The sequence below is a fragment of the Rossellomorea sp. y25 genome, assembly GCF_038049935.1.
Lineage (GTDB): Bacteria > Bacillota > Bacilli > Bacillales > Bacillaceae_B > Rossellomorea.
In genome coordinates, this window is record NZ_CP145886.1 from 1355145 (window position 1) to 1367500 (window position 12356).

Here is a 12356-nt window from a genome sequence, read left to right on the forward strand (position 1 = left end):
CTCATAAGTATATAAACATTATTCAGGAGGGGATTTAGTTGAGAAAAAAAAGCTGGTCAATTTTAATGCTGCTCATCCTACTCGTATCATCCGTTCTTTACGGATGTGGAGGGAATGAAAGCTCTTCAGGCGAAGGCAGCGATAGTAAAGAAAGTGGCGATCCTAAAGTATTGATCTTTGGTCGCGGAGGGGATTCAGTAGCACTTGATCCTGCTGCGGTTACGGATGGTGAATCATTTAAAGTAACAAAGAATATCTTTGAAACTCTAGTTGAATTTGGTGAGCAGGATACAGAACCAAATCCAGGATTAGCTGAAGCGTGGAAGGTATCTGATGATGGTTTGACGTATACGTTCACACTTCGTGAAGGGGTCAAATTCCAAGATGGTACAGACTTCAATGCTGACGCAGTCGTGAAGAACTTCGAGCGTTGGATGAATGGAAATGAAGAGGCATTCTACTACTATAAATCTATGTTTGGTGGATTTAAGGGTGATGAAGGTCATGTTATCAATGAGGTAAAAGCGGTTGATGAGAAAACCGTTGAGTTTGTCCTTAAACGTCCACAGGCTCCGTTCTTAAAGAACATTGCGATGAGCCCGTTTGCGATTGTAAGTCCTAAAGCTCTTGATGAGTTAGGTGATAAGTTAGGTGAAGCACCGACTGATGCCGGAACAGGTCCTTTCAAGTTCAAAGAGTGGAAGCGTAATGACAAAATCGTTTTAGTCAAGAATGAAGACTACTGGAAAAAAGATCTACCGAAATTAGATCAAGTTGTCTTCAAATCAATTCCTGAAAACTCTGCACGACTTAACGCGCTGGTTTCTGGTGAAATCGATCTTGCAGATGGTATCAATCCAAGTGATGCAGCCCAAGTTGAAGGTAATGACCAATTACAATTATTCGAACGTCCTTCTATGAACGTTGGATACTTAGGGTTAACATCAACTCGTAAACCTTTTGATAATCCAAAAGTACGTCAAGCGATCAACTATGCAATCAACAAGCAGGAAATCATTGACGCATTCTTCGAAGGAAGAGCAGAAGTAGCGAAAAACCCAATGCCTCCAGTTATTGGGGGATACAATGACGCACTTGAAGGATATGAATACAATCCTGAAAAAGCCAAGGAACTTCTTGCTGAAGCAGGACTCGAAGATGGATTCGAAATGGAATTATGGGCAATGCCTGTTCCACGTCCATACATGCCGGATGGTCAAAAAGTAGCTGAAGCGATTCAAGCCGACCTTCAAGAAGTAGGGGTGAAAGCGAAAATCGTATCTTACGAGTGGGCGACATACTTAGAAAAAGCCCGTAACGGAGAAGCGGATGCATTCTTACTTGGATGGACTGGTGACAACGGTGATGCAGATAACTTCCTATATGTATTACTTGATAAAGACAATATCGGAAGCAACAACTACACTTACTACAGCAATGATGAGCTTCATGAATTATTAATTGCTGCTCAATCTGAAACAGATCAAGCAAAACGTGAAGAGATGTACAAACAGGCTCAAGAAATCATCCATGAAGATGCTCCTTGGGTACCTCTGGCGCACTCTACACCATTATTGGCTGGTAGTGCGGCTGTGAAGAACTTCCAACCGCATCCAACCGGATCTGACTTCTTAGGTTCAGTAGATATGGAATAATCGTAATAAGATTCAACCTAGGGGAGATGAGTTTTAATCTCCCCTTTGTACATACAAAAGCGGAGGCGGCTCGTTCAGCCCCGACAAGCATAAGGCGAGCTTGCACGAAAGGCGTTTTTTGCCTTTGGGGCAAGATTGACTTATGACCTCGAGGGGCTACCCGCCGTAGCTGGACAAAAAGAAAAGCGGAGGCGGCTCGAACAGAGCATGTAACGTGAAAACGATTTAAGCAAGCTACCAAGAATACTAGAATCTCCTTTCAGAGAGGTGAACAAAATGTTCCAATACACCATACGAAGATTACTTCAATTAATACCCGTATTATTAGGGATGACCTTTATTGTATTCTTTATCATTCGTGCGATACCAGGGGACCCCGCCCAGGTGATCTTGGGTCAACAGGCTTCTAAGGAAGCCATTGAGCAGCTTAGAGGTCAGTTAGGTCTTGATAATGCCTGGTATGTTCAATATTTTGAGTATCTAAAAGGCCTTTTAACAGGTGATTTAGGCAGTTCCATTCGTACTAAAACAGAAGTTTCAAATGAAATCTGGCCGTACTTGGCCGCGACAGCAGAATTGGCGATTGTAGCGATCATCATTGCCGTGGTCATAGGGGTGAATGCGGGTATTATCAGTGCCTGGTTCCAAAACTCGTGGTTTGATTATACAGCTATGATCCTGGCTTTGGTCGGGGTGTCCATGCCGATCTTCTGGCTTGGTTTGATGGAGCAGTGGATCTTTGGTATTCAACTTGACTGGCTCCCGACCACAGGAAGGGAAAACATCCGAAATCCAATCGATGCCATTACGAATCTATATATTATAGATACCATCATACAGGGGCGTTTCGACCAATTAGGTGAAGTGCTGAGGCATCTGATCCTTCCGGGGATCGCACTTGCTACGATTCCAATGGCGATCATTGCCCGTATGACCCGTTCAAGCATGCTTGAGGTGATGCGTTCCGATTATATTCGAACTGCCCGTGCCAAGGGTTTGAAGATGTTCTGGGTGGTGTACAAGCATTCTCTTAAAAATGCCATCATTCCAGTACTGACGGTAATCGGTCTGCAAATGGGGCTCCTATTAGGGGGAGCGATATTGACTGAGACAATCTTTGGATGGCCTGGAATTGGTCGCTATATTTATGAAGCGATCGGCTTCCGTGATTATCCTGTTGTACAGTCCGGCATTCTCGTAGTCGCAACGATCTTTGTCACCATCAACTTAATTGTCGATTTACTATATGCCGCAGTCGATCCGCGCATTAAATACAACTAACATCAATAGAAGAAAGAGGTGAACTCTCATGGCAGAATTAGCAGAACCACAAAAGGAGCTTCATCCTTCCCTGCAGGAAGAAACGGTTTCTCCTTGGAAGGAAGCGTGGAAAAGCTTTAGAAAAAACAAAATAGCTTTAGTCGGATTTTTCATCGTGCTTTTCTTTGTCGTCTTAGCCATTGCTGCACCCGTCATCGCCCCACAAGGCATCAATGAACAAGATTTATCGAAAAGACTTCAAGCTCCATCTTCCGAACATTGGCTCGGAACAGATGACTTTGGGCGGGATATATTGTCCAGAATTATTTATGGGGCACGAATTTCATTATGGGTAGGTTTCTTTGCAGTTATCGGTTCCGCAGTAGTAGGAAGTCTACTTGGTATCGTGGCAGGTTATTATGGAAGATGGGTGGATACGATCATCTCACGAATCTTTGATATTATGCTTGCATTCCCAAGTATCCTGTTAGCGATCGCTGTTGTAGCTGCTCTTGGGCCATCCCTGAGAAATGCTTTAATTGCCATTGCGATTATCAATATCCCAAACTTTGGACGACTCATTCGGTCACGGGTGTTGAGTGTAAAGCAGGAAGAGTATGTTATGGCTGCTAAAGCCATTGGGATGAAAGATAGCCGTATTCTATTGAGTCATATCCTTCCTAACAGTATGGCGCCGATCATTGTACAGGGAACCCTTGCCATTGCGACTGCTATTATTGAAGCAGCGGCACTTGGCTTCCTTGGTTTAGGAGCTCAAGCCCCTCAACCGGAATGGGGGAAAATGCTGGCTGACGCACGTACGTTCATGCTGCAAGCCCCTTGGACAATGATCTTCCCTGGACTTGCCATCATGCTGACGGTACTGGGATTCAACTTGATGGGGGACGGACTTCGGGATGCCCTTGATCCTAAGATGAAAAACTAAATAGAACAATAAAACGGAGCAAAGGCATTAACATCCTTTGCTCCGTTTTCTATTTATTCTTCTTCTTCCCCGATCATCACTTCATTGTCTTCTTTATGATACGATTGAAAGCTTGTGATAAGTTTTTCCAGATGCTCTAAATGCTCATCGTATTCAAAGATAGCCGAGAAAATATGAAGCAGATGGAAGTTATGAATATTTTCATCTTTACTATGCTGTTTTACTTCCTGGATCATGATATTCATCAGTTCTTTCCGATGCATGCACACATCCTGCTGAGCTTCAGACTCTGCATGTGGATGCATTTTACCTAAGAACTTCAATAGAAGCTGTTCGTGGTAAGTAAGGAGACAATCGAGCTGGCCTTTGATAACTCCCCGTAATTCATCCGGTAACTGAAAGATTTCATTTTCATACCGGTTCAATCGCTTCAAAATGTCAAAGCTACGATTCGTTGATGAAATCATCTGACGGAAAATCACAAGCTTACGACTTTTGACAATCGAATTTTTCTTAAAATAATCTCGTTCTTCTTTATAGAGAAGATACAATTGATCGACCTTTATAAGCTTTTCTTTAATACGCTCCAAGTCTTTTTTTAAGAGGTGGAACTCTGTTGCGTGCCTTGAACTTAATCGAATCCACTTTAAGATTTCTTCTGTTGAATCAGATATTTTATGATATAGCTTCGTTTCGTATTTCGGCGGCAGGAAAATCAGGTTAATAATGAACGATGAGAATACCCCGATCATGATGGTTGAGAAGCGGATGAATGCAAATTGAATAAAATCCTGATCCGTCACTTCCATAATCGCGATCAACGTTACCAGGGCAAGACCAATCGTGTTTTGCAACTTTAGTTTAAGAATGATGGCAATGGCTATGACAGCAGCAAGACCTACAATAAGTGGATTGCTACCGAATAAGAGAACGAAAATAACAGCAATCCCAGCACCGATCAGGTTCGCTTGAATCTGTTCGATGATCGATAGATAGGAGCGATAAATGGTGGGCTGTACGGCAAAGACCGCCGCGATTCCAGCAAACACTGGAGAAGGTATACCCAATAGCTGCGATACAAGTAAAGCTAATACAATCGCAATTCCCGTTTTTAGGATGCGAGCACCAAGTTTCATGGAATTAGGATCCTTTCTTGTGTAACGTATTTATAAACAATACTGTACTATACATGTACTTACAAGTAATATCAATAGGCAAATCTAAATAAGTTTTTACAGAATATGTACCTTTTTGTAGAGGGGGATAAACAAATCACAGCAGGCGGAATTCTTCTACAGAATGAATAAATATGCCGGGAAGGTAAGAGTTATTCTGAAAATGGTAAAAAAAAGACTGCCCAACGCAGGTGGGACAGTCTTTAGGTTATTCTATTATAATTGTGCGAATGCACGATCGACTGCATCGATCGTTACTTGGATATCTTCTTCTGTATGAGCGGTCGTAATGAACCATGCTTCATATTTAGAAGGAGCCAGATTGATTCCCTGATTAAGCATCAGCTTAAAGAACTTCGCAAACATTTCCCCATCGGTCGCTTCAGCTTGCTCATAGTTTTCCACTTTTTCTGTAGTAAAGTAAAGTGTGAGAGCTCCTTTTAATCTGTTAATGGAGATTGGTGCGTTATGTTTTTCAGCTGCTGTAAGGATCCCCTTTTCAAGCATTTCTCCGAGTTTATCAAGTTTCTCATATACGCCTTCTTCTTTTAACACTTCAAGGCAGGCAATTCCTGAAAGGATGGAGGCGGGATTTCCTGCCATTGTACCTGCTTGATAGGCAGGACCTAACGGAGCGACCTGTTCCATGATTTCTTTCTTCCCGCCGTACGCCCCGATTGGAAGACCGCCGCCGATGATTTTCCCCAGCGCCGTCAAGTCAGGCTTTACCTTTAACATATCCTGAGCCCCGCCGTACATGAAGCGGAATGCCGTGATGACTTCATCGTAAATCACAAGGCTTCCTGCACTGTGTGCAATTTCATTTACCTGTTCTAAGAAGCCTTCTTTCGGCTCCACAATTCCGAAGTTCCCAACGATCGGTTCAACGAGCACTCCAGCAATTTGATCTCCCCATTTTTCCATTGCTTCTTTAAAGGGTTCGATGTCATTAAAAGGAACGGTAATGACTTCCTGGGCGATGCTCTTCGGAACGCCGGCAGAATCCGGGGTGCCGAGAGTAGAAGGGCCTGAACCTGCAGCGACAAGTACCAGATCGGAATGACCATGATAACATCCTGCAAATTTAATGATCTTATCTTTTCCTGTGTAAGCTCGTGCTACCCGTATCGTCGTCATGACGGCTTCCGTTCCTGAATTCACGAAACGTACTTTATCCATGTATGGCATTGCTTCTTTAATCATTTTCGCGAATTTCACTTCATGACGGGTAGGCGTTCCGTATAGGACACCGTTTTCTGCTGCGGATTTGATCGCTTCTGTGATATGTGGGTGAGCATGACCGGTAATGATAGGACCGTATGCTGCCAAGTAATCGATGTATTTGTTCCCATCTACATCCCAGAAGTATGCGCCATGTCCTCTTTCCATCGCCACCGGAGAACCTCCGCCTACTGCTTTATATGAACGGGATGGACTGTTCACGCCTCCGACGATATGTTCCAGTGCTTCTGTATGTAAAGTTTCTGATTCAGTGAATTTCATGTTTACCTCCTGAAAAAAATGTATTTGATTATCTGGTAAGCTACCACTCTATTGTAGTACGCCTATTTGTACTTTAGCAAATAGGGAATCATTGGACACATTTATTTTCAAGCAGACTGTTCAAAGGGAACCTGTTCTCTGTGGTACACTATTCTTTGTTTGTAAAAGAGGCACCAATACTTATCGATTATAGGAGGACGCAGCATGAATGCAATCGAAGTCAATCATTTGCGTAAGGAATTCAAGGCTTTTTCCAGTCGTTCCGGATTAAAAGGGGCATTCAGGGATTTGTTTACGCGTAATTATAAAATCGTTCCTGCGGTGAATGATATCTCATTCAATGTGAAGCAGGGAGAGATGGTCGGATACATTGGTGAAAACGGTGCAGGGAAGTCCACCACCATCAAAATGCTGACTGGGATCTTGACACCAACCGGTGGAGAGCTGACCGTCAATGGAATGAATCCTCACCGCGACCGGGAAAAATTTGTTCAGACAATCGGGGTTGTGTTCGGACAGCGTTCACAGCTCTGGTGGGATATCGCGGTTCAGGAATCCTTTCAGCTTTTAAAGAAAGTGTATAAAGTGCCGGATCAGCAATACCAGGAACATATGGATCATGTCATAGAGACGCTGGATATCGCACCGCTTCTGGACAAGCCTGTCCGTAAATTATCCCTGGGACAGCGGATGAGATGCGAGTTAGCGGCGGCGCTAGTTCACAATCCGCCTTTGCTATTTCTTGATGAACCAACGATCGGGTTAGACGTTCTAGTGAAACTGAAAATCCGTCAATTTTTAAAAGAAATCAATGAAAAGTACAATACGACGATTTTGTTAACCACACATGATTTATCTGATATTGAAGCTCTTTGCGAAAGGGTCGTCATGTTGGATGAAGGAAAAATCATTTATGATGGTGCACTGAGTCAGCTGAAAGAGAACTGGGGAGACCAAAAGGAAGTCGTGTTTCAATTTCTTGATGATACGTCACTTACTGCTTTATCCGACCTTACTGGAAATCAGAATATCTCCTGGTCTTTCGATGAGAAAAAACAGAGCTATTCGGCTTTAACTGAAGCGGATGATGAAGTAATCTCACAACTGATAACGAAAGTCGTGGCGAACTTCAAAGTGAAAGACATGAAAATAGAAGAAACGACAACAGAAGAAATCATTCGAAACATCTATGAAAAAGGAGCTGTAACAAGATGAGTAATGGAATAGAAGCCATCATTCCATTTAATAGTGAGCTCCAGTGCGAAGGAGGGTATCATGGCTAAGTATATTGAAATGATTCGCATCCGCTTTCTCATGATGCTGGCATACAGAACTAATTATTATAGTGGAATATTAATATATAGTATCAATATAGGTGCTTACTATTTCTTATGGCAGGCTATTTACGGTGGAAAGCAAGATATAGAAGGGTTGTCAATCATTCAAATGACCACCTATGTAGCCGTTTCCTGGATGGCCAGGGCCTTTTATTTTAATAATATTGACCGTGAAATCGCTCAGGAAATTAAAGAAGGAAAAGTGGCTGTTGAATTTATCAGGCCCTATAACTATCTTGGGATGAAGACGATGCAGGGACTCGGAGAGGGAATCTTCAGACTGTTATTTTTCTCGTTCCCGGGAATGATTATTGTCAGCCTCATCTTCCCGCTTCAATTCGGTACAGGATTAGATACATTGGGCTTATTTGCGATTTCAATCCTGTTTAGTTTCATTATCAATACACAAATCAATTTGCTGACGGGGATCACGACCTTTTTCTTATTTAATAATGACGGTCTCATCCGGGCGAAACGAGTGGTCATTGATTTGTTCTCCGGCTTATTGCTTCCGATTCATTTTTTCCCGCTTTGGGCGCAAAATGTGATGGGATACTTACCGTTCCAAAGTATAAGTTATGTTCCCAGCATGATTTTCACCGATGGCTTTACTACTTCTGAATCATTCAATGCGATACTTATGCAGGGCGTATGGTCATTGGTTCTTCTCATACCTATCAAGATACTCTGGGTCATGGCAAAAAAACAAATGATTATTCAAGGAGGGTGACCGATGTTTTATGTGAAGATGTTTTTTCAATACGTCGCCCAATATATGAAGATCAGACTGCAATACAGGGCCGACCTGGTTGTGGAGATTCTTTCTGATTTACTGTTTCAGGCAGTTAACCTCGTATTTATCCTGGTCGTGTTTGGCCATACTCAGCTGTTGAGCGGCTGGACAAGAGACGAAATTATTTTCATCTATGGTTTCTTCCTGGTCCCGTTTGCACTATTTAGTTCGTTCTTCAATATATGGGACTTTAACGACAGGTATGTGGTCAAGGGAGAGTTCGACCGGATACTGACCCGTCCCATACACAGCTTGTTTCAAATCATCTTAGAGCGAATGGAACTGGAGTCGCTTTTCGGAGTGATCACGGGCCTTTCGGTTATGTTTTACGCCGGGGGAAGACTGGATATTACCTTTGAATGGTACGAACCCATTTTATTTATCCTTTTTGTCATTGGGGGAGCTCTGGTGTATGCAGGGATCTTCATCGCCCTTGCCAGCATCGGGTTCTGGTCGGATGCGAAAACGTCGATCATGCCGATGATGTACAATATCGGAAACTATGGAAGATACCCCGTTGATATCTATAATAAAGTGATTCGTTTCGTGTTAACGTGGATTCTTCCATTCGCGTTCGTTGGAGTCTATCCATCTGCCTTTTTCCTGGAAAAGACGGAATGGTATCCATACTCGTTTCTGACTCCTTTTGTGGGCATCGGATTTTTTATCTTCTCGATCGTGTTATGGAATGAAGGAGTGAAACGATACAGGGGTGCAGGTAACTAGAATGATTCTGAGGTATAAAGCGTACATATACTAAGACAAGCAGAAAAAAGAGGGTATGTACATGCTTTATATCATTGGTTTTTTCATTCTGTTCTGCATGGTGATGAGTTTACGGGCTTTATTTTATCCTTCCAGATGGAAAGAGCATCACGTTTCATTTCATCACTTTATCTTCCTGGGGATGAGTTATATCACGATCATGATCGGATTTGGCCTTCTGTTTACACTCCTTGAGCTTGAAGGGGTTCCGATTCTCGTTGAAGGAGGGAAACCTTTAACCGGAGACTTTCTCGATCATTTCTTTACCACAATGTATTTCAGTGGCATCACCCTCTTCTCAGTAGGGTACGGGGATGTCACACCTATTGGGATCGGGAGAGGAATTGCCCTCATTGAATCATGGCTGGGTTACACTATCCCTGCGGCCTTTGTCGTGAAATCATTCCTAAACTACGAAAACAAGTAGCGTATGGTTTGAGTTTTTTCCTGCTTTTGGGTACGCTAAAGTCAGAATACTATCCAATGGAGGGGAAGATACATGACAGTTGGTCAAAAAGCACCGGAATTTGAATTACTTGCAAGCAATGGAGAAAAGGTGAAGCTTTCGGATTACCAGGGAAAAAACGTGGTCCTTTATTTCTATCCAAAGGATATGACACCTGGCTGCACGACAGAAGCATGTGATTTCAGGGATCAGCATGAAAACTTCGAAAATCTGGATGCCGTTATCTTAGGAGTGAGCCCGGATCCTGTTGATAAGCATGAAAAGTTTGTAGACAAGCATGGATTGCCATTCCTTCTTCTTGTAGATGAAGATCACAAGGTGGCAGAGGAGTACGGCGTGTGGAAGCTGAAGAAAAACTTCGGGAAAGAATATATGGGAATTGAACGTTCCACCTTCATTATCGATAAAGAAGGAAACCTTTCAAAGGAATGGAGAAAGGTGAAAGTGAAGGGACATGTGGAGGAAGCTCTGCAATACATTCAAGAGAACCTTTCCTAAGCCTATTTTCAAGCCTATTTTAACTGGGTCGAGGCTTTTGTCCATTCACAAAGCGTGTAAGGACATATAGTAAGAGTAGGGCAACCTCCTCAAATAAGTCAGTCTCATCCGTGTAGAAGGATCGACCATGTCGGTCCTCTTTTTTTTATGCCTCAAGGATGCTAAAGCTAGGGCGATTGCTCTCCCGTATGGTAAAATAATGGGTAATAGTGATGGGAGGCAGCCACATGAAAATCATCTTTACATTTCAACCCAAGGAAGAATTCGTCTCAGACATGAAAAACAGCTTCCCTGCGGTTGAATTTCTCTTTTATAAAAAAATCAAAGAAGCAGAAAATGAACTTCCAAACGCAGAGGTGATTGTCACTATGGGTGAAGACCTAACGGACGACCACATTGAAAAGAGTGCGAAGTGCAAATGGATCATGGTCACTTCGGCAGGACTGGAAAAAATGCCATTTGAAGCCATCAAAAAAAGAGGCATCCTGGTGACCAATGCAAGGGGAATCCATAAAATTCCTATGGCTGAGTTTACAATCGGATTAATGCTTCAGTATGCAAAACAGCTTCAAGCGGTATTGAAACAGGAAAGCGATAACGTGTGGAGCCGAAGACTTCCGACCGCAGAACTTCATCAAGCTTCTCTCCTTATACTCGGAGCGGGAGCGATTGGAGGAGAAATCGCCCGGTTGGCCAAAGCGTTTCACATGAGAGTGAGTGGTGTGAACTCCAGCGGATCGCACGCGGAACACTTTGACAGCATGTTCACACTGGAAACATTCACAGAGCAGCTGCAGCACGCAGATTACGTCGTATCCGTTCTCCCCAGTACTGCTAAAACGAAGCATCTCCTAAAGGTTGTTCACTTTGAACAAATGAAGGACACGGCTGTATTTATCAACATAGGCCGCGGTGATTTGATAGAAGAATCCGTTCTTCTTGAAGCGAATGAAAAGAAGTTGATCGGTCATATGTATCTTGATGTGTTTGACAAGGAACCACTACCCAAGGATCATCCTTTCTGGCAGAATGAAGGGATAACGGTGACACCTCATCTATCCAGCATCACAAAAAAATACATGCCAAGAGCACTTGATATTTTTAAAAAGAATTTAACTACATATAGTAAGAAGAGTGGAAACTATATTAACGTGATTGATGCAGAGAGGGGATATTAGGGTGAAAATATATACAAAAACGGGAGATAAGGGAACGACGTCTTTAGTATATGGAACGAGAGTGTCAAAAAAAGATCAGCGTGTAGAGGCATACGGGACATGCGATGAAGCAAATTCCATGATTGGTTTAGGTCTAAGCTACCTTAAAGCTGAATACTTTGATGGAAAAGAAAAGTTTGAGGAGTTCTTTCATAAGGTACAAACCATTCTCTTTCATGTTGGAGCGGAACTGGCTACTCCTGCAGGGAAAGAAGTGAAATGGAAGCTTGAAGAATCACATATTAAAGAACTGGAAGAGCAAATCGACTTTCTTGATGGCGCCCTTACGCCCCTTAGCAATTTCATCCTTCCTGGAGGTCAGCCTGCTGGAGCTGCATTTCACACAGCCAGAACAATCGTGAGAAGAGCCGAAAGAGAAGCGGTTGGCATTGATGAAGACATTAATCCGTTGGTCCTTTCTTATCTGAACAGACTTTCTGACTACCTTTTCGTTGCAGGCCGCTATATAAACCAGCAGCTCGGGGAACAAGAGAAAAACTTACACGAGTAACTAGGGAGAAAGATTGACAAAAGGGACCGATGATTAGTACACTATTTATAAAGATTATAAAATAATAATTCTTATGAAAAGAGGTGCATGACGATGTCTGAAGAAGGACAATTAAAAGAAGCGATTTCGACATTGAAGGAAACGGGAGTCCGTATTACTCCTCAACGTCATGCGATATTAGAGTATCTCATTGATTCAATGGCTCATCCAACTGCTGATGATATATATAA

Annotated in this window: 13 protein-coding genes (1 of these 13 only partly in view); 11 read left to right on the plus strand and 2 right to left on the minus strand. The window is 42.7% G+C overall.

Going from position 1 to position 12356, the window contains the following annotated elements; genetic code table 11:
* Positions 1-65 precede the first annotated feature (65 nt).
* From AAEM60_RS06680 to nikC, 3 genes are all read left to right on the plus strand, one after another.
* Positions 66-1655: an ABC transporter substrate-binding protein gene (locus AAEM60_RS06680; protein ID WP_299745154.1), complete on the plus strand. Its 1590-nt coding sequence runs from the start codon at positions 66-68 to the stop codon at positions 1653-1655.
* A 276-nt stretch (positions 1656-1931) separates the two neighbouring features.
* A complete protein-coding gene (locus AAEM60_RS06685; RefSeq protein WP_299745093.1) occupies positions 1932-2936 on the plus strand; it encodes an ABC transporter permease in 1005 nt (334 codons plus the stop codon).
* Positions 2937-2964: 28 nt separating this feature from the next.
* Entirely contained in the window at positions 2965-3861 is an 897-nt protein-coding gene (nikC, locus tag AAEM60_RS06690) for a nickel transporter permease (RefSeq protein ID WP_044339707.1), read from the plus strand.
* Positions 3862-3914: 53 nt separating this feature from the next.
* On the opposite strand, the gene AAEM60_RS06695 is transcribed toward nikC, so the two are convergent.
* On the minus strand, positions 3915-4997 hold the full coding sequence (locus AAEM60_RS06695) for an aromatic acid exporter family protein (RefSeq protein ID WP_113970037.1): 1083 nt from the start codon (positions 4995-4997) through the stop codon (positions 3915-3917).
* A gap of 255 nt (positions 4998-5252) precedes the next feature.
* A complete protein-coding gene (locus tag AAEM60_RS06700) occupies positions 5253-6539 on the minus strand; it encodes a glutamate-1-semialdehyde 2,1-aminomutase (protein WP_299745101.1) in 1287 nt (428 codons plus the stop codon).
* A gap of 204 nt (positions 6540-6743) precedes the next feature.
* Between AAEM60_RS06700 and AAEM60_RS06705 the strand changes: the two genes are divergently transcribed.
* The 8 genes from AAEM60_RS06705 to perR form a co-directional block, all read left to right on the plus strand.
* The gene (locus AAEM60_RS06705) at positions 6744-7754 is read left to right on the plus strand and encodes an ATP-binding cassette domain-containing protein (RefSeq protein WP_299745104.1); all 1011 of its coding nucleotides are present in this window, start codon (positions 6744-6746) and stop codon (positions 7752-7754) included.
* A 60-nt stretch (positions 7755-7814) separates the two neighbouring features.
* Entirely contained in the window at positions 7815-8606 is a 792-nt protein-coding gene (locus tag AAEM60_RS06710) for an ABC-2 family transporter protein (protein ID WP_299745107.1), read from the plus strand.
* Between the two features lie 3 nt (positions 8607-8609).
* Complete coding sequence (locus AAEM60_RS06715) at positions 8610-9395, plus strand: ABC-2 family transporter protein (RefSeq protein WP_299745110.1); 786 nt, start codon at positions 8610-8612, stop codon at positions 9393-9395.
* Positions 9396-9456: 61 nt separating this feature from the next.
* Positions 9457-9861: an ion channel gene (locus AAEM60_RS06720; RefSeq protein WP_299745113.1), complete on the plus strand. Its 405-nt coding sequence runs from the start codon at positions 9457-9459 to the stop codon at positions 9859-9861.
* Between the two features lie 72 nt (positions 9862-9933).
* Positions 9934-10398: a thioredoxin-dependent thiol peroxidase gene (bcp, locus tag AAEM60_RS06725; protein ID WP_341357707.1), complete on the plus strand. Its 465-nt coding sequence runs from the start codon at positions 9934-9936 to the stop codon at positions 10396-10398.
* A gap of 227 nt (positions 10399-10625) precedes the next feature.
* Entirely contained in the window at positions 10626-11576 is a 951-nt protein-coding gene (locus tag AAEM60_RS06730) for a D-2-hydroxyacid dehydrogenase (protein ID WP_299745118.1), read from the plus strand.
* 1 nt (position 11577) lies between these two features.
* Positions 11578-12126 carry a cob(I)yrinic acid a,c-diamide adenosyltransferase gene (locus AAEM60_RS06735; RefSeq protein ID WP_299745121.1) on the plus strand — a complete coding sequence of 183 codons (549 nt, stop codon included), beginning with the start codon at positions 11578-11580 and terminating at the stop codon, positions 12124-12126.
* A gap of 87 nt (positions 12127-12213) precedes the next feature.
* Positions 12214-12356: the start of a peroxide-responsive transcriptional repressor PerR gene (perR, locus tag AAEM60_RS06740; RefSeq protein WP_299745124.1), read on the plus strand. The gene runs 304 nt beyond the window's last position; the window shows 143 of its 447 coding nt (coding positions 1-143); its start codon is at positions 12214-12216; the stop codon falls past the right edge of the window.

What these genes read in the sequence shown, in the direction of transcription:
- AAEM60_RS06715 (WP_299745110.1), top strand. Translation starts at nt 8,610, where the DNA reads ATGTTTTATGTGAAGATGTTTTTTCAATACGTCGCCCAATATATGAAG.
- AAEM60_RS06720 (WP_299745113.1), top strand. Translation starts at nt 9,457, where the DNA reads ATGCTTTATATCATTGGTTTTTTCATTCTGTTCTGCATGGTGATGAGT.
- AAEM60_RS06730 (WP_299745118.1), top strand. Translation starts at nt 10,626, where the DNA reads ATGAAAATCATCTTTACATTTCAACCCAAGGAAGAATTCGTCTCAGAC.
- AAEM60_RS06710 (WP_299745107.1), top strand. Translation starts at nt 7,815, where the DNA reads ATGGCTAAGTATATTGAAATGATTCGCATCCGCTTTCTCATGATGCTG.
- AAEM60_RS06680 (WP_299745154.1), top strand. Translation starts at nt 66, where the DNA reads ATGCTGCTCATCCTACTCGTATCATCCGTTCTTTACGGATGTGGAGGG.
- AAEM60_RS06695 (WP_113970037.1), bottom strand. Translation starts at nt 4,997, where the DNA reads ATGAAACTTGGTGCTCGCATCCTAAAAACGGGAATTGCGATTGTATTA.
- nikC (WP_044339707.1), top strand. Translation starts at nt 2,965, where the DNA reads ATGGCAGAATTAGCAGAACCACAAAAGGAGCTTCATCCTTCCCTGCAG.
- AAEM60_RS06700 (WP_299745101.1), bottom strand. Translation starts at nt 6,539, where the DNA reads ATGAAATTCACTGAATCAGAAACTTTACATACAGAAGCACTGGAACAT.
- bcp (WP_341357707.1), top strand. Translation starts at nt 9,934, where the DNA reads ATGACAGTTGGTCAAAAAGCACCGGAATTTGAATTACTTGCAAGCAAT.
- AAEM60_RS06685 (WP_299745093.1), top strand. Translation starts at nt 1,932, where the DNA reads ATGTTCCAATACACCATACGAAGATTACTTCAATTAATACCCGTATTA.
- AAEM60_RS06705 (WP_299745104.1), top strand. Translation starts at nt 6,744, where the DNA reads ATGAATGCAATCGAAGTCAATCATTTGCGTAAGGAATTCAAGGCTTTT.